The sequence below is a fragment of the Shimia isoporae genome (genome assembly GCF_004346865.1).
Lineage (GTDB): Bacteria > Pseudomonadota > Alphaproteobacteria > Rhodobacterales > Rhodobacteraceae > Shimia > Shimia isoporae.
Genome location: NZ_SMGR01000001.1, coordinates 2,238,756 through 2,257,653, shown reverse-complemented (window position 1 = coordinate 2,257,653; position 18,898 = coordinate 2,238,756). Strand labels below are relative to the sequence as shown.

Sequence of the window (18,898 nt, the reverse complement as noted above, 5' to 3'; positions counted from 1 at the left end):
GATAGCCCTTCATTGTTCCACCCACCGAGGCGTATAGACCATCGGCGCTCCCTCACGCTCTATGATGCGGGTCTGGCTCGACCCAAGCAGCACGACAGTGCGCATATCGGCCATATCCGGCGTGGTTTCCTGCAAGGGAACGATACGAACGGACTGGTCAGGCCGCGATACATTGCGCGCAAAAATCATTGGGCGGTTGTCGCCGCAGGCAGTTTTGAGAGTTTCCAGAGCCTTTTCAAAGCCTTCGGGGCGGGATTTCGAGCGTGGGTTGTAGAATGCCATCGCAAAATCCGCTTCCGCGGCAAGACGAAGGCGCGTCTCGATCAAATCCCAAGGTTTCAGGTTGTCGCTCAGATTTATGGCGCAAAAGTCGTGCCCGAGAGGAGCGCCGCAGGCCGCTGATGCCGCCAGCATGGCTGTGATGCCGGGCAGCACGCGAACATCAAGATTGCGCCATTCAGGGTCCCCATGTTCGATGGCCTCGTAGACTGCAGCGGCCATGGCGAATACACCGGGGTCGCCTGATGACACGACAACGACACGTTTGCCTTCGGAAGCCATTTTAAGGGCGTGGACCGAGCGGTCGATTTCCACACGGTTGTCTGAAGGATGCAAGGTCAGGTTCTGGTTTTGCGCGACCCGTTCCACGTAGGGAATGTAGCCTACAGCATCTGTGGCTTCGCGAATGGCGGCCTGTACTTGGGGCGTCACAAGGTCTTCATCACCCGGGCCAATGCCGACGATCTGCACCCAGCCGGTCACGGGCGTCGTCCTTGTCCGTGCACGACGATGATCGAAAAGTACGGAGTTACGTCCTCGGTCATCTCGCTGAGTTTGATGACGTTCTGTTTCGGCATGGTGGCGTACTGTACAATCCATGCGTCATCAAAGCGACCGGCAGCTTTTAGAGCGCGCACGACCTTTTCGAAGTTTGTGCCAATTTTCATAACCACCAGCGCATCGGTTTCGGCAATGTGGTGGGTGAGTTTGGTCTCATCGAGGGTCGCCATAAGAACTGTGAGGACGTCATCGCCCCAAGTGATTGGCGTTTCTGTGGCTGTCCAAGCGCCGGACATGCCCGTGATGGCCGGAACAACTTCGACAGGAACAACGTCGCGCAAGCGTGCATAAAGGTGCATGAAGGATCCGTAAAAGAATGGATCACCTTCGCAAAGGACAACCACGTCGTCGCCGGACTTTGCAAGACCAATGAGGTGCTGTGTTACCTCCTCGTAGAATGTCGACAAGGCTTGGTTGTAGCGTGGATCAGATAGTGGAATTTCTGTTGTGACCGGGTATTCCATCGGAAACTCGATCACCGTGTCGGGCAGTATGCCCTCCACAATCTGGCGGGCCTGCCCTTTGCGTCCGGCTTTGCGGAAAAACGCCACGTGTTTTGCACTCTTCAAAAGGCGATGGGCGCGAACACTCATCAAGTCGGGATCGCCTGGTCCGAGCCCGACACCGTGGATTGTTCCAGTCGTACTCATTCCTTTCGGCTCGCGATGGCGTTGATTGCAGCAACGGTCATTGCAGAACCACCGAGCCGGCCCTCCACAATCATGCAGGGTACAGGCTGGTCGGCCCAAAGGGCGTCCTTGCTTTCCATGGCTCCAACAAATCCCACCGGACAACCGATTATCGCCGCCGGCCGCGGGCAGTCGGGGTCTTCCAGCATGTTCAGGAGGTGAAACAGTGCTGTCGGCGCGTTGCCGATGGCGACGATGGCGCCGCCAAGTCTATCGCGCCAATGCTCCAGAGCGGCCGCGGAGCGTGTGTTGCCAATTTTCGCGGCGAGTTCGTAGATTCCGTCGGCGTGAAGGGTGCAGATCACTTCGTTATCCGCGGGCAGGCGAGGGCGGGTGACGCCTTCGCTGACCATGCGGGCGTCGCAAAAGATCGGAGCGCCATTCTCCATCGCGGTACGTGATGCAGCCACCATGCCAGGCGTGAATTTAACGTGATTTTCCAAGCCGACCATACCGGCAGCATGAATCATGCGCACCACAACTTGTTCCTCGTCACTGTCAAACCGATCCAAGTCCGCTTCGCGCCGGATGGTGGCAAAGCTTTCGTCGTAGATCGCCTGACCGTTTTTTTCGTATTCGTATGGCATCAAAGCTCTCCCAAAGCGTCGATGAGGGTGTCAGGCGCTAGGCCGGTTCGGGTGGGGTGATCCCATGGGGTGCCGTTCTGGACAAGGTCAAACCTGCCGTCACGTCCAACAAGAGTGGTTGCGCAAACCCTCGGACGCGCGCAGCCCTTGGCGCAGCCCGAGACATGCAGTGCAGTGGTTTTGTGTCGTGCAAGCTGTCTCGCCACAGATCTGGTTTCGACGCTTGCTGAAGTGCAAAAAGGGGTACCGGGACATGCATCAATTGTCAGGAGCGGATCGTCTGCGTCACAGATGAACTCTGACGTCTGGGTTACGTCGGTGCCTTCGAGTAAAAACATGCGCCATGGCGTAACGCGCATCGCTGTGGCTCTTGTTGCCTCGGAAAGATGCATCAACGATTTTGCGGAAATCTGACCAAAGGCGACACCAAAAACAGCTCCAAGTTCTGATGGGCCGGGGACAATTGGCGAAGCATTCGATGCCGGAAGTACCGCTTGCCATTCCGCCGGCATTTGCGTGAGCGAAACATGGCGCGCCATACGGCGATTTTCAGATCCACCCGTCGCCACGAACCATTCGGCCATTTCCAACGTGCTGTCCACGGCAGAATCTACAGTAACCAGACGTCCTCTTGAGGCCCCGTCAGCTCGGAGCATCAATGACCCGTCGGCGGTGCGTTCAATTCGGAAGTCAGCGGAGCTGCGGGCGAATACTGGCGACGGACCTGTGTCGATTGCAAAGCCCATTTTGGCTGGCAGTTCCGGAAACTCAGCCAGGCGTTGCATCAAGTCCAGAGCAATTCTGTGCGCGGCATCGTTTACGCGCCACATCGGTGGAATCAGAAAATTTCTACGGGCTTCCAGATCCGGTTCGTCGGGCAAAAGGCCCAGATCGTCGAGACGTTGCAGGACGCGTTCGTGGTCGGTTTCTGTCACGCCACGGATTTGAAGGTTTGCCCGACTGGTCAGGTCGATCAAACCCGAGCCGAGCTCCAGAGCGATCTCACAAAGTCCAAAGACTTGCTGTTGGCTCAGGCGCGCCATCACGGGGCGGACGCGAACGACCAAACCGTCGCCGGACATCATTGGCGTGAAGGCGCCCGGGCACCAGCCTTTGGCAAGGGAACGGTCTGGTTCCGATGTCATGACGCATTCTCCAAATCAGCAAGAATGGAGTTCCGGCGTGTGATCCAAAGACCTGCTTCATGCAAGGCGGCGAAACGGTCTCGCATTGCAGCGAGGGCCCGAGGGTTCTCACGTTCTAGGAACGCGACGATCTCGGCACTGCCGAGAGTCGCATCATGGTAGGCGTCAAAAAGCTGGGGCGGAACCGCTCCTGCAAGATTTGCAAATGCCGCCATGTGATCGAGGGTGGCAGCAATTTCCGCGCCACCCCGGAAGCGGTGACGCATCATGCCGGCCAACCATTCCGGATTAGTTGCTCTGGCGTGCACAACTCGCGCGATTTCTTCGGTCAGGCTGCGAGCTCGTGGATTTGCGGGGTTGGTGTTGTCCACATGATAAAGGTTAGCGCTTCCACCGGTGATCGCCTGCGCGGCGGCAAAGCCTGCCTCGTGGGCAGCGTAGTCACTGGCGATCAATACGTCGGTCTCCGGTAAGTCCTGCAGATGCACAAAGCTGTCGGCTGCTCCTACCAAAGCTCGAATACCTTCAGCATCCTTAGTGATTTCGCCGGTGTCCAACGCGTAGGAGGAGGCATCCAGCCAAGCTTCGCCAGCTGCCTTGCGACCCTCTTCGGAGTAGTTCTCGATCTCGTGCCCTATGCCTAGGCCATAGCTGCCTGGCGCGGGGCCATAAACGCGTGGGGCCGTGACGCGGCCAGCGAACGGGTTCCAGTCGGTGGCTTCATCGCGTTCGGCCAAGGCTTTGACCGCTTGTCCGAAGAGTGTGGAAAGCGTGGGGAATACATCGCGGAACAATCCGGACACGCGCAAAGTCACGTCAATTCGGGGACGCTCCATAAGCGCGATTGGCAATATTTCCACCCCTGACACGCGCTCAGAGCCTTGGTCCCACACGGGTTTGGCGCCCAAAAGGTGCAAGGCCATCGCAAACTCTTCGCCGGCTGTTCGCATCGTGGCAGAACCCCAAAGATCTACGATGAGGTTTTTGGGATAGTCACCTTCTTCCTGAAGATGGCGACGGACGAGTTCCTCGGCGAGTTTCACGCCTTGGGCATATGCCGAGCGGGACGGGACCGATCTTGGGTCAGTTGTGTAAAGGTTGCGACCAGTGGGCAGAACGTCCTGCCGACCACGATAGGGCGAGCCTGAAGGACCGGCTTCAATGCGTTTACCGCTCAATGCGCGCAGCAGCGCGTGACGTTCGGCGCTGGCTGAAGGTACAGCATCAAAACCACCAGGGTGTTCCGGGGCACGTCCGAAAATATGCAGGCCATCGCCGAACTGGCTTTCTTTGATGTCGCAAACAAACGTGTCAATCCGAGTGATTGCCTCTGCCAGAGAAGTGGCGTCGTCCAATCCCAACTCAGCTTGAAGGCCGAGCGCTTCAGCTTCCTCGCGAATGTCGGCTTGCAATCGATCTCGGCGCTTCGGATCAAGTCCGTCTGCATTGGAAAACTCGTCGAGCAAAGTTTCCAGGCGCGCGAACCTTTCCGGTGTCGCAGACGTTTTTAACGGCGGCGGAACATGCCCCAAAGTGAGCGCGTTAATGCGCCGTTTGGCCTGAGCGGCCTCTCCGGGGTCGTTGACGATGAAGGGGTATATTACAGGAAGGTCGCCAATCAGCGCTTCTGGCCAACACTCGCCCGACAGTGCGACGGACTTTCCCGGAAGCCATTCAAGGGTTCCATGGGCGCCGATGTGAACCAGAGCATCGATTTCAAGTTCCTGCCGTATCCAGAGGTAGAAGGCTACATAGCTGTGGCGGGGGACGCGTGAGAGGTCGTGGTATTCGTCCTCGCGCAGTTGATCAGATCCGCGCTCTGGTTGAAGTGCAATCAAGGCATTTCCGCTCTGAACCGCGTGAAAATGGAACGCTCCCGCGGAAAAACGTGGGTCATTTTCTGGTGCCCCCCACGCGCTCTCAAGAGCCTTCGCTAGGGAGGGCGGTAACACTTCCAGTGCCTTTTGATAGTCTGTCAAAGACCAAGCAAGGGTTTCTTCAAGCAGGCGATTTTCGAGGTTTGCAGACTTTTCTGGATCAAGCTGAAATCCGGCTTGCGACAGGTCTTCAAGAATAGCGTCTACGCTCGCTAGCGGATCGAGACCAACCGCATGGGCCATATTCCAGTCTTTGCCCGGGTACGTGCTCAGAACACACGCGATCTGTTTGTCCTCGTTTTCCTGTTTTCCGAGCCGCACCCAGCGCTCGACCTTGCTTACGATGGCCGAAACGCGATCAGGGACGGCGCGATGGGCAAAGCGTGAATATTCTAGCGCTGCGTCTTTTTTACCTGGCTCCTTGAATGAGCTGACACCGGCAAACAGGCGGCCGTCTACTTCAGGCAGAACCACGTGCATTGCAAGATCCGCTGGAGCAAGACCGCGTTCGGCTTCTGCCCATGCTTTTTTCCGCGACGTCGAGAGGGCAACCTGAAAAACCGGAGCATCCGTTGCATCCAGCGGGGATGTCCCATCATCCCCCTTGCCGGAAAAGGAAGTAGCGTTCACGATTGCCACTGGTGAGAGCGCGCTAAGGGTTTGGGCAAGCCATTGCGCTGATTCAGGTACCTTCAGAGAGGGCGCAAACAGCCCCACAACGTCAAAGCCACGCGCCTTGAACTCTGCAAACATTGCTTCGATCGGGGCAGTGTCCGCAGCGCTTACGTATGCTCTGTAAAAGGTTATGGCGACCAGCGGTTTGTTTGGGCTCCGATCCGCGAGTGGATCGGTGAGCCCGTTCTCAGGTGTCCAGCCACCATGGTTGGGCAAAGCCTTGGAACCTGGCACGGGACGTGCATAGAGCCCTGCCGCGAGCGCCAATTGCGCCAATGCGGCCTGCGCGGCAATCGCGCCGCCGGTGTCACAAAGGTGCGTCAGGCGGTGAAGCGTCGAGGCGGGTAGGGTGGAGACTTCGTCCAACCGCTCATCAGGCCGACCGTCCGCTGGCAACACTGCCAGCGCGATGCCTTTTTTCTCGCACAAAGCCTGCACCTGCTGAATGCCGTACTGCCAATACGAAATTCCACCGATCAGGCGGATCAGGATAGCTTTGGCGCCTGACAGCGTTTGTTCAACATAAGTGTCGACTGACAGAGGATGTTTCAGCGCCGTCAGATTTGCCAGCCTGAGGGTGGGAAGATCTCCTTTCGCCCGGTGCCAGCCTGCCGCGAAAGCACCAAGGTCACTGTCAGAAAAGGACAGCACCACCAAATCGGCCGGGGACTGGCCCAGGTCAATCGGGGTTTCAGCCTCGTCAAGGCCATGGCTTTCGCGAAAGACGACGTGCATGGTAGCTTAGTCTAGCAGAGCGGCGCGGATCGCATCGACATTTACGTCATCATGTTCGGCAATCACGACCATCCGCCCCTGTCGGCCTTCTTCGGGCTTCCACGGGCGGTCGAATTGATGACGCACGCGCGCACCAACCGCCTGAACCAGAAGACGCATCGGTTTGCCTTCAACCGCTGCATAGCCTTTGACTCGCAGTATGTTGAGATCTTTGGCCATTTTCTCGATTTTTGCAGCAAATGCTCCCGGATCGGATTGCTCTGGAACCTCGATTACAACACTTTCAAAGTCGTCGTGCTCGTGATCGTGATGGCCATCATGGTGAGAGGGGCGGGCATCCATGTCGTCCTCTGCCGCCGCCTCCAGCCCCAGAACCACGCGTGGATCAACATCCCCTTCGGCTACCTCAACCACTGGCAGCGGACGCGGAGCTTCGGACAGAACGATTTCCTTGGCCTTCGCGACTCCTTCCGGACCCGCAAGGTCCGGTTTTGTAAGCAAAACGATGTCTGCGCAGCTGATCTGGTCCTCGAAGACCTCTGACAAAGGCGTTTCGTGATCCAGGCCTTCGTCGGCTTCGCGCTGGGCGTCGACTGCAGCCACATTTGGTGCGAAGCGGCCGTCGGCAACCGCCTCGGCATCGGCCAATGCGATAACGCCATCAACCGTGATCTTGGAGCGAATGTCTGGCCAGTCAAACGCCTTGAGCAAAGGTTTTGGCAATGCGAGGCCGGACGTTTCAATCAGAATATGCTCCGGACGCGGGTCCAGCTTCATCAGTGCTTCGATTGTTGGAATGAAGTCATCCGCCACTGTGCAGCAGATACAACCGTTTGCGAGTTCCATGATGTTTTCGGCCGGGCAGTCCGGAATGGCACAGGATTTGAGAATTTCTCCGTCCACACCTACATCGCCGAATTCGTTTACAATAACGGCAAGGCGCTTGCCTTGCGGCTTCTGCATCAGATTGCGCACAAGGGTCGTTTTGCCGGAACCGAGAAACCCGGTGATGACGGTGACTGGCAGTTTTTCAAGGGTGCTCATTCGGGAATCTCCAGTGGGGGGATGCGTGCGATGCAGTTTTTGCGGAAATGGGTGGAACGGTCGCGCCACGGGACAAGCCCGTTCGTGGTCGCCGCATATTTTGAGACGCCTTCAGCCACAAGTTCGGCATCATCTGCGCCCGTGAAATTGCCGTAGACATAAGTCCATCGGTCATCACCACCGCGGATGGTGACAGAGCAGCCATGGTCGCAATTGGAGAAACACTCAACGCCTTTTAGAGTGACGTTCTCCGGTAAGTCAGCCGCGCTGAGCGCTTCAAAAAGTTGTGTTCCGGGGCGAGGGCCTTCGACGTCGGTCGGCATACCTGCACGGCATTTGATGCAGACAAGCAGTTCGACAGGCGCGTTTGCGTCAGCCATTTGTTTCGGTCCCTTAGCAGGGACGGGGAAAGCGCGGGAAGCCTGTGGACAGCCCGACACCGGAAACACCCCGTCCGGTTCATGTCTTTTTGGCTGGCAGGTCTCCCGGCTTGCGGATTCAGGCTTTCGCCTTCGGTCTGCCTGCCTTCCCGGGCTATGCCCAGTGGCGTGCGGCGGACCTCTCCGGTCACGGTCGCGGGGGCGGCTGCTTTTGGGGGTTGATCTCGGCCCCCTTTCGCATTCCCTTTTCACCTGCTCTAAGAACAGGAACCAGCGTCCACCCGAATGGGCAATGATGCGGGCAGAGTCAAGCACGAACGGAGGGTTACCAATGGCCGAGGCCGAAGACCAGAACGAACGCCACAAGGCAAAAATGGCGAAAATCAAGGCGGCTCGCGACAGGATGATGGCTACGAAGACCGAGGAAAAAGGTCTGATCATCGTGCACACTGGCCCCGGTAAGGGTAAATCCTCGTCGGGATTCGGCATGATCATGCGTTGCATCGCTCATGATATGCCGGTTGCCGTGGTCCAGTTTATTAAGGGTGCGATGGCCACTGGCGAACGGGCTTTTCTTGAAGAGCACTTTCCAAAAGAAGTGAAATTTCACGTTTCAGGAGAGGGGTTTACCTGGGAGACGCAGGACCGAGAGCGTGACATTGCCAAGGCTGAGGCTGGTTGGGAGTTGGCTAAAGAGCTTATCCGTGATCCCTCAAACAAGTTTGTGATGCTCGATGAAATCAACATCGCATTGCGCAACGATTATCTGGATATCGACGACGTGGTGGATTTTTTGCTCAGCGAAAAGCCGGAGATGACACACGTTCTGTGCACGGGACGTAACGCAAAGCCAGAATTGATTGAGGCCGCAGATTTGGTGACGGAAATGACGTTGCTGAAACATCCGTTCAGAGATGGAATAAAGGCGCAGGCTGGGGTGGAGTTCTGATGCCCAGAAAACGTTTGCTTACTGAATTTGGTATGGGCTCATCTCTACGCCGTCAGGACTATACCGAAGCCGCGTCGCGGGCTGTGAAGGATGCGCTGTGGCATAATTCGATCAATCTTGCCGAGCTGTTCGGGAAAGACAAATCCGAAATGTTCATAACCGTAGAGGTGGCGGTTCAGCAGCCTGAGAACGTTGAAACTGATGTCATAGCGGCAATCTTTCCCTACGGACAAGTCACTGTAAAACCTGTCAAGGGAGGCTTGGACGTCCCGCGCCCGGATGGCAACCCAACTGTGATCGCCAATGTTGCGATTTCGGTGGCGCTTGATGTGGAGGTCGCAGCATGAGTGATCAGCGTTTCATCATTGAAATGGGCATGGGCAACGACCAATACGGTCAGGATTACACCAAGGCTGCAGGCCGCGCGATCGAGGACGCGATCCGCCATTCCTCTATTCCGATGTTTGCTGCCTTGGGCAAAGACCCCAAGGAAATGCGAGTGCAGGTGACCGTAGGTGTGCAGGAGCCAGAGAAGGTTGATTGCGACGCTTTGGTTGCGCATCTCCCACGCGGTCGGGCGGAGGTTAAAGCCGTGTTCGGCGGCATGAATGTGACCAATCCCGACGACGGCAATGTGCTGGTGATCGCCTCGGCAGCGGTCGAGGCGTTTTTGCCCAAGCAGGTGTGACGTGACAAAAGCGGTTATGATCCAGGGCACGGGCTCCAATGTCGGCAAGTCGATGCTCGTCGCAGGGCTGTGTCGTGCGGCACGGAAGCGAGGGCTGTCGGTGGCGCCTTTCAAGCCGCAGAACATGTCTAACAATGCGGCCGTGACTTCGGATGGTGGCGAGATTGGCCGTGCGCAGGCTTTGCAGGCGCTCGCCTGCGGTAAGCCCCTTGTCGTGGATATGAACCCAGTACTGTTAAAGCCTGAAACGGATGTGGGGTCGCAGGTCGTCGTTCAGGGAAAACGTCTGACCACTGTGAAGGCGCGTGAATACAGCAAGCTCAAGCCGCAATTGATGAAAGCGGTGCTCGAGAGTTTTAACCGTCTGAAATCTCAGAATGATCTGGTCATTGTGGAAGGGGCCGGCAGCCCGGCAGAGGTGAATTTACGGCAGGGCGATATCGCCAACATGGGCTTCGCGCAAGCCGCCGATGTACCCGTAATTCTGGCCGGAGACATAGACCGCGGCGGCGTGATTGCGCAGATCGTGGGTACTCAGGCGGTGATTTCGGAGGAAGACGCTGCTCTGGTGGCGGGCTTTCTGATCAACAAATTTCGAGGCGATCCGAGTTTGTTTGATGGCGGGTATCAACTCATAAAAGACACGACCGGTTGGCCTGGTTTCGGTGTGCTGCCGTATTTTGGTGAAGCTTGGAAACTACCTGCGGAAGATGCGCTGGACATTAAAAACGCAGAACGGAGCGGCGGGTTGAAAGTGGTTTGTCTGGGTTTGTCGCGGATTGCAAACTTCGACGATCTGGACCCTTTGGCACAAGAGCCCGGCGTGTCGCTCAAGATGTTGCGAGCCGGAGAGCCGGTCCCCGGAGATGCAAACGTGGTTATCATTCCGGGAAGCAAGTCAACGCGAGGTGACCTGGCGTTTCTGAAGGCTCAAGGATGGGATATTGATCTTGCCGCTCATTTGCGGCGTGGAGGGCATGTTCTCGGTATTTGTGGCGGATATCAAATGCTTGGCAAATGGGTGCGCGATCCGGAGGGCATCGAAGGCCCTGCTGGAGACACCGAAGGGCTCGGACTGTTGGATGTGGATACAGTGATGACACCCGACAAACGCCTAACTGAAACGCAGGCGGAGCATGTTGCCTCGGGTCAGGCCTTTCGCGGGTACGAAATACACATTGGGCGAACCGACGGGCCGGATTGTTCGCGGCCTTTCGCTCGGGTTGATGGCCGTGATGAGGGGGCAGTTGGGCTGGATGGCCGTGTCAGCGGGAGTTACCTGCACGGGATGTTCCGTGATGACGGGTTCCGTCGCGCATGGCTTAGGGCGCTTGGGGCTCAGGCCGGAAACGAAGGTTACGATGCGACGGTCGAAGCTGTTCTGGATAAATTGGCGGAACACATAGAAGCTCATGTTGACGTCGAAAACTTGCTGGCAGCCGCGCGGTAAAGTGTCATTCAGTGGTATTTTCACGTAATTTGAAAGACTTAACTGCCTTGTGACCGCAGGGAGCGAACAGACTGGCCATGGGCCTCCTTGAAGGCGCGTGCAAAACTCGCCGGGGAGATAAAGCCTGTCGCTAGCGCAATATCTCGAACTGGATAAGACGTGTCTTGAGCAAGTCGCAGGGCTTCCTCAAGGCGCATTTGTAAGTACGTCGCTTTGGGGGAGAGACCAAGGTGTGTTTGAAACCGCAACTCAAGTGCTCGGACGCTGAGCCCGGCGTGGGCCGCGATATCTGGGATGGGGAGCGGTTCGGAAATAGTCGCCTCCATGCGCTCCAGCGCGCGGGCCAACCTTGGGTTGCGCCGGACTTTGCGCGGCGTGGACGTCAACGGCTGGCTTCCGGCCGGTAGTGGGTCATATAGAAATGCGCTGCCGACCCGTTGTGCGAGTGTTTTGCCAAAGCGCGTTCCTATAAGGTATAGCATCATGTCAATGCACGGTGCTGCGCCTCCTGAGGTCGCAAACCGGCCCGATATGCAAAAGCGGTCCCTGCGGGTGTTTACGTTCGGAAATCGCGTAGCAAACTCCTCCAGATCCTCCCAATGAGTGGTGGCGATTTGCCCGTCGAGCAAGCCTGCACGTGCCAAGAGCCAGGGGCCGCCGTCGATCGCAGCAATGCTCGTTCCCTGACCTGCAATGCGCCGCAGAGAGGACAAAAGCGCTGGTGTGGCATGATCTTCAAGACGAAAACCTGCGACAACCAGCAGCAGGTCGCATGAGGTCAACTTGGCGATGGCCGGACCATTTATGTTCAAGCCGCTCGTGAGCGAGGCTGGCGTGCCAGTTGCCGTGAAAAACTGCCAGTCAAACAGCGGTTTTCCTGCCCTGCGATTTGCGGCCCGCATCGGATCAACGGCGGCTGCAAAGCTCAAGGTGTTGCAATCATCCAGCACAAGTATTGCGGTTGTGAGAGGCCTTGGATTTGGATGGAAAACGCCGTTTTCTTCGTATTTTGACATATAAAATTCGTATTACGAAAAGTCTGGTTGCTCAAGCGAGTTAGGCTAGGGCAAAGCAAAAAGGGGAATCGCCATGCCTTTGGAAATGAACCGTGAGGTCTTTATCACCTGCGCCGTAACCGGATCGGGGGGCACACAGGATCGTAGTCCGCATGTACCACGGTCGCCTGAGCAAATTGCAAACAGTGCGATCGCTGCGGCCAAGGCTGGCGCGGCGGTGGTGCATTGTCACGTGCGTGATCCGGAGACCGGCGCGCCGAGCCGCGATCTGGGACTGTATCGGGAAGTCACGGACCGCATTCGCGACAGCGAGACGGACGTGGTGCTGAACCTGACCGCGGGCATGGGGGGCGACATCGTGTTTGGGGGCGTCGAAAGCCCGCTGCCGCCTGTCGCGGGAACCGACATGGTCGGGGCGACCGAGCGCGTGGCACATGTTGCCGAATGCTTGCCGGAGATCTGTACCCTGGACTGCGGTACAATGAATTTTGCCGAAGCAGATTACGTTATGACCAACACGCCGGGTATGTTGCGTGAGATGGGAAAAATGATGACGGATCTTGGGGTTAAGCCCGAGATTGAAGCATTTGACACTGGCCATTTGTGGTTTGCCAAGCAGTTGGTAAAGGAAGGCATCCTCGAAGCCGATGCACTTGTTCAACTGTGTATGGGCGTGCCTTGGGGCGCGCCCGATGATCTCAATACCTTTATGGCAATGGTCAACAATGTGCCGGAGAACTGGACGTTTTCAGCGTTCTCGCTGGGGCGCAACCAGATGGCTTATGTCGCGGCGTCTGTGCTGGCTGGCGGAAACGTAAGGGTTGGTCTTGAGGACAATCTTTGGCTCGACAAGGGCGTGCTGGCGGAAAACTGGCAGCTGGTGGAACGGGCTGGCACCATCATTGAAAATATGGGTGCGCGGGTGATTGGTCCGGCAGAGGTGCGCGAGAAGCTTGGGCTGACGAAAAAGGCTCCGAAAGGGGCCTGAATGCCTGTCTGCAAAACATCGGCATCACGTCGGTAAACCATCGGTGCCGCGACTGGTTCGATTTTGGGGGTTGGGCCTGAATGCGCTGGCTTACGTAAGGAAGTGAAAAGAGAAGCATGATGAAAGGATATCCCATGCGTCGTTTCCAGTTTTTTGCGTTCGCCTTCGCAACCCTCGCTACCTTTGCGTCGACCAGTGCAGCTGTCGCGGAGAGATATCGTGACCGAGCCGTGCCAATCGAAGCGGTTTCGGCACTCGATCTCGATCGTTATCTCGGAAAATGGCACGAGATCGCGCGCTTTCCCAACCGTTTTGAAAAAGGGTGCGAAGGTGTCACTGCGGAGTATGGTCTGCGGTCCGATGGCAAGATTTCGGTTCTGAATACCTGTCGAGAAGGAAGCCCCGCCGGTGAAGCCAGCACCGCTGAAGGCGAGGCGTGGTTGATAGAAGGCGGCAAGCTGAAAGTGACCTTTGTTCCTTGGTTGCCGTTTGCACGCGGCGACTATTGGGTGCTGTGGATTGATGATGCTTATTCGGTGGTAGCGATTGGCAATCCGGCGGGCAGAACGGGCTGGATACTGGCTCGCGACCCTCAAATTTCAACCGATCTTCGAGCCAAAGCGGAAGCCGCTTTGACCAAGAACGGGTACGACGTGAGCAAGCTGTACGACGTGGCGCAGCCGCCACGCTAACACTGGAAAACGATCGGGAGAGAGAGTTGGGCAAAACAGCAGCGATCATCGGGGGTGGGGTTATTGGCGGCGGATGGGCCGCGCGGTTCCTGCTCAATGGCTCGGACGTGCCGGTGTTTGACCCCGATCCAGAAGCGGAACGCAAAATTGGCGAAGTGATCGCAAATGCGCGGGTGTCTTTGCCAGGATTGAGCGACACAGCGTTGCCCGCAGAGGACCATCTGAGTTTTCATGAGACCATGTCAGAGGCTGTGGACGGAGCCGAGTGGATTCAGGAAAGCGTGCCGAAGCGATTGGAGCTGAAGCATAAGGTGTATCAAACGCTTCAACAGCATTGTGCGGAGAATGCCATATTGCGTCGGTATCACGTCGGTAAAGTTTAGATGCGAGGCGTGTTGGAAACAGTTTTAGAAATGCTGCTTGGAAAACCTGCGATGGGCATTTTGGCTGCCTTGGTTTTAGTGACCGGGTGTCAGGACGCCGCCCCCCGTAACGCGGCAGAGCGCGAAAAAGCGGCGGAGTGCCAAGCGCAAGGCGGCACTTTCGGACGATTGGGAAAGAAAGCGCAAATTCCGATTTGCTCTTTACCGGAGAAACCCGCCAGCGACGCCGGCAAAAGCTGCTCCGATGGGAGCCAGTGCGAAGCGAACATCTGCTTGGCTGAGACCTCAAGCTGCGCCCCCGTCGTGCACGGCAACTATTGTTACAAAACCCTCTTGGTAAAAGGCGAAGAAGTGAGTTTGGAGTGTGCCTACTTTGAATAGTTTGTGCGGCCCGGCATGGAGTTGGAGAGAGAAAACATGACAAAAACAGCAGCGATTATCGGCGGCGGGGTTATTGGCGGCGGTTGGGCCGCGCGGTTCCTGCTCAATGGCTGGGATGTGCGGGTGTTTGACCCCGATCCTGAAGCAGAACGCAAAATTGGCGAAGTGATCGCAAATGCGCGGGTGTCTTTGCCAGGATTGAGCGACACGGCGTTGCCCGCAGAGGGCCATCTGAGTTTTCATGAGACCATGTCAGAGGCTGTGGACGGGGCCGAGTGGATTCAGGAAAGCGTGCCGGAGCGATTGGAGCTGAAGCAGAAGGTGTATCAAACGCTTCAAGAGCATTGTGCGGAGAATGCCATTCTGGGGAGCTCGACGAGCGGGTTCAAACCCAGCGAACTTCAAGGCTGCGCGACGCGCCCTGAGCAGATTGTGGTGACCCATCCGTTCAATCCTGTCTATCTGATGCCTCTTGTGGAACTTGTGCCCACAGAGAAAAACCCTCCCGAGTTGGTCGAACGGGCCAAGGATATCCTGACCGGCGTCGGCATGTTTCCTCTGCACGTACGCAAAGAGATTGACGCGCATATCGCCGACCGCTTCTTGGAGGCCGTTTGGCGTGAGGCGCTGTGGCTGGTCAAAGACGGCATCGCCACCACAGAAGAAATTGATGAAAGTATCCGAATGGGGTTTGGCATCCGCTGGGCACAGATGGGGCTTTTTGACACCTACCGCGTGGCTGGCGGGGAAGCGGGTATGAAACACTTCATGGCACAGTTCGGTCCGGCGCTGGAATGGCCGTGGACCAAGTTGATGGATGTGCCCGAGTTCACTGACGAGCTGGTCGACCTGATTGCGGGGCAGTCCGACGCGCAGTCAGGCCACATGACGATCCGCGAGATGGAGCGCATCAGGGACAACAACATTGTCTCAATGATGCGGGCTCTTAAAGCGCAGAACTTTGCGTCAGGCGCCGTGCTGAACAAGCATGATGCCAAACTCTCGTCCGAGGCAGGTATGGTACGTCGCGCGGCTGACATCGCTGATCTGTCCCAGCCGATTGTCACCACCCGACGCGCCGTACCAGTGGATTGGCTAGACTATAACGGTCATATGACAGAGAGCCGCTACTTGCAGGCCTTTGCGGATGCCTCTGACCGATTGATGGAGATCATCGGGTGTGATCAGGAGTACATCGCAACAGGCGGGAGTTTCTTTACGGCTGAAACGCACATCCGTCACATCGATGAGACACATCTTGGATCAATGATCGACGTACGCACCCGTGTGCTGATGGCTGAAGGTAAGAAGATGCACCTTTGGCACGAGATGTATGCGGGCGACAGACTTCTGGCGACGGGAGAGCACATCCTCATCCACGTAAGCCTTGAGACCCGCAGACCCGCTCCGTTCAGTCCGGAAATAGCCGCCAACCTGCAAAAGATCTCCGAGGCGCAAGCCGGATTGCCTGCGCCCGAAGGCGTCGGTCGCTATGTTGGACAGCCCAGATGAAACGGGCTTTGATCACCGCTGGAGCTTCGGGCGTGGGTCTCGCAATGGCGAGGGCTTTTGATCGAGAAGGCTGGCGTGTCTGGATTGCGGATTTGGACGGCGCCGCTTTGGGCGCCGCGCCAGATACATGGCAAAAATCCCACGTGGATGTCAGCGATGAAACAGCTGTGAAATCCTTGTTTGATGAGGTTTTGGAGCGTTGGGGAGGGGTTGACGCGCTTTGCGCCAATGCAGGTATTGCGGGGCCAACGGCAGTCATTGAGGATATAAAACTGCAAGACTGGCAGGCCTGTGTTGCCGTCAATCTGGAAGGAGCCTTTTTGGCCGCCAAATATGCAGCCCCGATGATGAAGGCACAGAAGGGCGGGTCAATTGTGGTGACTTCCTCAACTGCCGGCCAATACGGTTACCCATATCGCGCGCCATACGCTGCTGCGAAGTGGGCGGTTATTGGGCTAACCAAGACACTGGCAATGGAGTTGGGGCCATTCGGCGTGCGGGCGAACGTGATCTGTCCGGGCGCCGTTGAAGGCGCACGCATGGAGGGCGTTCTGGAACGTGAGGCCGAAGCCAAGGGCATGACACGGGACGATGTCTATGCGGGCTATGCGTCCGGTACAGCGATGGGATCATTCATAGAAGGTCGCGACGTTGCCGAAATGGCGGTTTTTCTAAGTTCAGAGAATGCGCGGCTGGTCAGCGGGCAGGTGATCGCGGTGGATGGGTTTACAGTGAACCCTGATCCGAAGGTTTAATCCGGCCCGATCCGGATCAGATCAGTGCTTTCAGACCGTCCACGTGCTGCGGGATTTGGCGGGCTGTGATGTCTGCCTGACGAACAAGGCTGTCGAAATGCTCGGTGAAACTGGTGACGCGTTCGGTGTCGCGAAAGGCGAGATAATTGCGGCCCAGATAGAGCACAGCGAGCAACGGGCCGAAAACGGTGATCGGGCTTGAGTATAGCCGGTGCGCGTCAAAGAGGTAGAGACGCATACGGGGGTAAAGCTGGTCCGTCAGCTGCGCGAATTGCGCAAGTTGGCGTTTGCGAATGCCAGAAGGCAAGCCAGTGTAGTAACCTTCCCCGCGCGCGAACGCCTCCATTTCGTGGCGCGGCAGAGCGATTTCATAGTCCGATTGAGACGACCGCATCCAGTTGAGGCGGTCACGCGAGGCGTTTATGGCTTGTTCGGTCGTGCGGCCAAGGTGGGGAGAATACTCCCAGACCAGCATTTCGTCTGTTTTCAGCATGTCGGGCAGGCCTGCCGGCACGTGCCGGATTTTGTAGCCGGCGGCCTCCTGATGCCAGTTGAAGATTTGTTCGTCGACAAGGGCGCGCGGGGCTTCGGTTACGCTCATGGCGTTTGCAAGGATGTCGGCCGTGTTTTCAGGTCGGTCCGTCAACGACAGGAGCCAGTCGGCGGAAACACCAAGCGCTGCGGCGCACTCTCCGACAACCTGTGCGTTGGGCAAACGGGCGCCCTTGTCTTTGAGCAACTGCGAGATGGTAGACCGATCCACGCCGATGCGCCGCGACAGTTCCGACTGTGTGACGGATTGGGTTTTCATTGCCGTCTCAAGCCGTTGGCGAAAGCGGCTGGCACGAAGGCGTTTGTCGATAATATCACTCATACGGTGATAAATATCACTTGTGCGGAGTTTTGTTAATCACATTCAGAATCCTCACCGCAGCGTAAGAGCGGTAACACGTTTGTGAGGGATGACTTTCATAAGGTGAGGACGGAATGGAAACGCGGCGGCGCTCTGTGTTGAAGGCTGTGATCTGGAATGCGATCGGACTGGCCACGATGGCCTTGGTTGGATTGGTTGCGACGGGGTCTATGGCTCTGGGCGGGAAAATGGCCGTAGTCAACGCGGCGCTGGGGCTGTCCATGTATGTTGTATACGAGCGCATCTGGGCTGGCGTTCGCTGGGGGCGCATCCATGGCTGATCCACGCAAGACCCCTAAGGTGGAATGGCCGACGCTTGGACTGGTTGTTCTGTGTTATGTCACTTACGCGCTAGGCACTGTCTGGGTTGCGGACTGGTTCCTTCCGTTGGGCATGGCGCTTACGGTGATTGCGATGGCGTTGCACAGTTCCTTGAGCCATGAGGTTCTGCACGGGCACCCGTTCCAATCCCAACTGGCAAGCGAGGCTCTGGTGTTTCCGGCCGTCGGACTATGCATCCCATATTTGCGGTTTCGCGATACCCATCTGGCGCACCACAAGGACAGTCATCTGACTGATCCCTACGACGATCCGGAGACCAATTTTCTCGATCCGAAGCGCTGGGCGCGTATGCCGCGATGGCTGCAGCTTGTTCATGATTTCAACAATACGCTTTTGGGACGCCTTATGGTCGGACCGCTTTTGGGGCAATTGGCGTTCATGCGGTCTGACGCGCAGGAGATCGCGCGTGGCAATACCGCGGTTCTTGTCGGCTGGCTCTTGCACGTTCCCGCTGTGGCGATCGTCGTATGGTGGCTGGTTGCCGTCGGTCAAATGCCGGTTTGGGCCTACCTTCTGAGCGCGTATTGTGCGCTCTCGATCCTTAAAATCCGGACTTTTCTGGAACATCAGGCCCATGCAAAAGCGCGGGGACGGACGGTGATCATCGATGATCGAGGCCCGCTGGCCTGGATCTTTTTGAACAACAATCTGCACGTCGTGCACCACATGCACCCGCGTGTGCCCTGGTACCGTTTGCCGATATTGTTCCGGGAGAACCGCGGCCGGTATCTAATGCGCAATGAAGGTTACTATTTCCGTAGTTATGCGGAGGTGTTCCGGCGGTTTTTCCTGAAGCGAAAAGACCCTGTGCCGCATCCGCTGTGGGGCGGAGAATAGGCGCTAATCGCGCGCTTTGA

General features: G+C 57.1%; 19 protein-coding genes, 1 pseudogene and 1 riboswitch. Of the genes and pseudogenes, 11 read left to right on the top strand and 9 right to left on the bottom strand.

The genetic code is table 11. From position 1 onward, the window contains the following. Positions 1-9 precede the first annotated feature (9 nt). The 7 genes from cobJ to BXY66_RS11035 are packed head-to-tail and all read right to left on the bottom strand — an operon-like array spanning position 10 to position 7,972. Positions 10-762, bottom strand: coding sequence for a precorrin-3B C(17)-methyltransferase (cobJ, locus tag BXY66_RS11065; protein ID WP_132860158.1), 753 nt, complete (start codon positions 760-762; stop codon positions 10-12). Further along, positions 759-1,490 (bottom strand): precorrin-2 C(20)-methyltransferase, encoded by a 732-nt coding sequence (cobI, locus tag BXY66_RS11060; protein ID WP_132860157.1) that lies wholly within the window; start codon positions 1,488-1,490, stop codon positions 759-761. The genes cobJ and cobI overlap by 4 nt, the downstream gene beginning before the upstream one ends. Then, positions 1,487-2,116 (bottom strand): precorrin-8X methylmutase, encoded by a 630-nt coding sequence (locus BXY66_RS11055; protein WP_132860156.1) that lies wholly within the window; start codon positions 2,114-2,116, stop codon positions 1,487-1,489. The genes cobI and BXY66_RS11055 overlap by 4 nt, the downstream gene beginning before the upstream one ends. Further along, entirely contained in the window at positions 2,116-3,261 is a 1,146-nt protein-coding gene (gene cobG, locus BXY66_RS11050; protein ID WP_132860155.1) for a precorrin-3B synthase, read from the bottom strand. Before cobG ends, BXY66_RS11055 begins: the two co-directional genes overlap by 1 nt. Next, positions 3,258-6,548 carry a cobaltochelatase subunit CobN gene (cobN, locus tag BXY66_RS11045; protein ID WP_132860154.1) on the bottom strand — a complete coding sequence of 1,097 codons (3,291 nt, stop codon included), beginning with the start codon at positions 6,546-6,548 and terminating at the stop codon, positions 3,258-3,260. Before cobN ends, cobG begins: the two co-directional genes overlap by 4 nt. Before the next feature lie 6 nt (positions 6,549-6,554). Beyond that, entirely contained in the window at positions 6,555-7,592 is a 1,038-nt protein-coding gene (gene cobW / locus BXY66_RS11040) for a cobalamin biosynthesis protein CobW (protein WP_132860153.1), read from the bottom strand. Next, complete coding sequence (locus tag BXY66_RS11035; protein WP_132860152.1) at positions 7,589-7,972, bottom strand: DUF1636 family protein; 384 nt, start codon at positions 7,970-7,972, stop codon at positions 7,589-7,591. Before BXY66_RS11035 ends, cobW begins: the two co-directional genes overlap by 4 nt. A 78-nt stretch (positions 7,973-8,050) precedes the next feature. Then, positions 8,051-8,262, bottom strand: a riboswitch (cobalamin riboswitch). A 41-nt stretch (positions 8,263-8,303) separates the two neighbouring features. Between BXY66_RS11035 and cobO the strand changes: the two genes are divergently transcribed. The 4 genes from cobO to BXY66_RS11015 are packed head-to-tail and all read left to right on the top strand — an operon-like array spanning position 8,304 to position 11,059. After that, complete coding sequence (cobO, locus tag BXY66_RS11030; protein WP_132860151.1) at positions 8,304-8,921, top strand: cob(I)yrinic acid a,c-diamide adenosyltransferase; 618 nt, start codon at positions 8,304-8,306, stop codon at positions 8,919-8,921. Then, entirely contained in the window at positions 8,921-9,268 is a 348-nt protein-coding gene (locus tag BXY66_RS11025) for a Lin0512 family protein (protein ID WP_132860150.1), read from the top strand. Before cobO ends, BXY66_RS11025 begins: the two co-directional genes overlap by 1 nt. After that, the gene (locus BXY66_RS11020) at positions 9,265-9,609 is read left to right on the top strand and encodes a Lin0512 family protein (protein ID WP_132860149.1); all 345 of its coding nucleotides are present in this window, start codon (positions 9,265-9,267) and stop codon (positions 9,607-9,609) included. The genes BXY66_RS11025 and BXY66_RS11020 overlap by 4 nt, the downstream gene beginning before the upstream one ends. A 16-nt stretch (positions 9,610-9,625) precedes the next feature. Next, a complete protein-coding gene (locus BXY66_RS11015; RefSeq protein ID WP_132860431.1) occupies positions 9,626-11,059 on the top strand; it encodes a cobyric acid synthase in 1,434 nt (477 codons plus the stop codon). 38 nt (positions 11,060-11,097) lie between these two features. Here the strand turns inward: BXY66_RS11015 and BXY66_RS11010 are convergent, their stop codons facing one another. Further along, the gene (locus BXY66_RS11010; RefSeq protein ID WP_132860148.1) at positions 11,098-12,075 is read right to left on the bottom strand and encodes a GlxA family transcriptional regulator; all 978 of its coding nucleotides are present in this window, start codon (positions 12,073-12,075) and stop codon (positions 11,098-11,100) included. Between the two features lie 73 nt (positions 12,076-12,148). Between BXY66_RS11010 and bcoG the strand changes: the two genes are divergently transcribed. The 5 genes and pseudogenes from bcoG (at position 12,149) to BXY66_RS10985 (ending at position 16,786) form a co-directional block, all read left to right on the top strand. Then, positions 12,149-13,063 carry a 3-dehydrocarnitine:acetyl-CoA trimethylamine transferase BcoG gene (bcoG, locus tag BXY66_RS11005; RefSeq protein WP_132860147.1) on the top strand — a complete coding sequence of 305 codons (915 nt, stop codon included), beginning with the start codon at positions 12,149-12,151 and terminating at the stop codon, positions 13,061-13,063. 119 nt (positions 13,064-13,182) lie between these two features. Next, positions 13,183-13,755 (top strand): lipocalin family protein, encoded by a 573-nt coding sequence (locus BXY66_RS11000; protein ID WP_243694350.1) that lies wholly within the window; start codon positions 13,183-13,185, stop codon positions 13,753-13,755. Between the two features lie 26 nt (positions 13,756-13,781). After that, positions 13,782-14,111 (top strand): annotated as a pseudogene (locus BXY66_RS10995) (3-hydroxyacyl-CoA dehydrogenase NAD-binding domain-containing protein); the annotation flags it as partial. A gap of 444 nt (positions 14,112-14,555) precedes the next feature. Continuing rightward, the gene (locus BXY66_RS10990) at positions 14,556-16,031 is read left to right on the top strand and encodes a carnitine 3-dehydrogenase (RefSeq protein WP_132860145.1); all 1,476 of its coding nucleotides are present in this window, start codon (positions 14,556-14,558) and stop codon (positions 16,029-16,031) included. Then, positions 16,028-16,786, top strand: a complete 759-nt coding sequence (locus BXY66_RS10985; RefSeq protein ID WP_132860144.1) for an SDR family oxidoreductase — start codon at positions 16,028-16,030, stop codon at positions 16,784-16,786. The genes BXY66_RS10990 and BXY66_RS10985 overlap by 4 nt, the downstream gene beginning before the upstream one ends. A 16-nt stretch (positions 16,787-16,802) precedes the next feature. Here BXY66_RS10985 and BXY66_RS10980 read toward each other — a convergent pair whose 3' ends face one another. Next, positions 16,803-17,660: a helix-turn-helix domain-containing protein gene (locus BXY66_RS10980; protein ID WP_132860143.1), complete on the bottom strand. Its 858-nt coding sequence runs from the start codon at positions 17,658-17,660 to the stop codon at positions 16,803-16,805. Positions 17,661-17,773: 113 nt separating this feature from the next. Between BXY66_RS10980 and BXY66_RS10975 the strand changes: the two genes are divergently transcribed. Then, positions 17,774-17,980, top strand: coding sequence for a DUF2061 domain-containing protein (locus tag BXY66_RS10975; RefSeq protein ID WP_132860142.1), 207 nt, complete (start codon positions 17,774-17,776; stop codon positions 17,978-17,980). Continuing rightward, positions 17,973-18,878, top strand: a complete 906-nt coding sequence (locus BXY66_RS10970) for a fatty acid desaturase (RefSeq protein WP_132860141.1) — start codon at positions 17,973-17,975, stop codon at positions 18,876-18,878. Before BXY66_RS10975 ends, BXY66_RS10970 begins: the two co-directional genes overlap by 8 nt. Positions 18,879-18,898 lie beyond the last annotated feature (20 nt).

Excerpts from the sequence above, each read along its gene's own strand:
- cobI (WP_132860157.1), bottom strand. The coding sequence starts at position 1,490 with ATGAGTACGACTGGAACAATCCACGGTGTCGGGCTCGGACCAGGCGAT.
- BXY66_RS11055 (WP_132860156.1), bottom strand. The coding sequence starts at position 2,116 with ATGCCATACGAATACGAAAAAAACGGTCAGGCGATCTACGACGAAAGC.
- cobG (WP_132860155.1), bottom strand. The coding sequence starts at position 3,261 with ATGACATCGGAACCAGACCGTTCCCTTGCCAAAGGCTGGTGCCCGGGC.
- cobN (WP_132860154.1), bottom strand. The coding sequence starts at position 6,548 with ATGCACGTCGTCTTTCGCGAAAGCCATGGCCTTGACGAGGCTGAAACC.
- cobW (WP_132860153.1), bottom strand. The coding sequence starts at position 7,592 with ATGAGCACCCTTGAAAAACTGCCAGTCACCGTCATCACCGGGTTTCTC.
- BXY66_RS11035 (WP_132860152.1), bottom strand. The coding sequence starts at position 7,972 with ATGGCTGACGCAAACGCGCCTGTCGAACTGCTTGTCTGCATCAAATGC.
- cobO (WP_132860151.1), top strand. The coding sequence starts at position 8,304 with ATGGCCGAGGCCGAAGACCAGAACGAACGCCACAAGGCAAAAATGGCG.
- BXY66_RS11025 (WP_132860150.1), top strand. The coding sequence starts at position 8,921 with ATGCCCAGAAAACGTTTGCTTACTGAATTTGGTATGGGCTCATCTCTA.
- BXY66_RS11020 (WP_132860149.1), top strand. The coding sequence starts at position 9,265 with ATGAGTGATCAGCGTTTCATCATTGAAATGGGCATGGGCAACGACCAA.
- BXY66_RS11015 (WP_132860431.1), top strand. The coding sequence starts at position 9,626 with ATGATCCAGGGCACGGGCTCCAATGTCGGCAAGTCGATGCTCGTCGCA.
- BXY66_RS11010 (WP_132860148.1), bottom strand. The coding sequence starts at position 12,075 with ATGTCAAAATACGAAGAAAACGGCGTTTTCCATCCAAATCCAAGGCCT.
- bcoG (WP_132860147.1), top strand. The coding sequence starts at position 12,149 with ATGCCTTTGGAAATGAACCGTGAGGTCTTTATCACCTGCGCCGTAACC.
- BXY66_RS11000 (WP_243694350.1), top strand. The coding sequence starts at position 13,183 with ATGAAAGGATATCCCATGCGTCGTTTCCAGTTTTTTGCGTTCGCCTTC.
- BXY66_RS10990 (WP_132860145.1), top strand. The coding sequence starts at position 14,556 with ATGACAAAAACAGCAGCGATTATCGGCGGCGGGGTTATTGGCGGCGGT.
- BXY66_RS10985 (WP_132860144.1), top strand. The coding sequence starts at position 16,028 with ATGAAACGGGCTTTGATCACCGCTGGAGCTTCGGGCGTGGGTCTCGCA.
- BXY66_RS10980 (WP_132860143.1), bottom strand. The coding sequence starts at position 17,660 with ATGAGTGATATTATCGACAAACGCCTTCGTGCCAGCCGCTTTCGCCAA.
- BXY66_RS10975 (WP_132860142.1), top strand. The coding sequence starts at position 17,774 with ATGGAAACGCGGCGGCGCTCTGTGTTGAAGGCTGTGATCTGGAATGCG.
- BXY66_RS10970 (WP_132860141.1), top strand. The coding sequence starts at position 17,973 with ATGGCTGATCCACGCAAGACCCCTAAGGTGGAATGGCCGACGCTTGGA.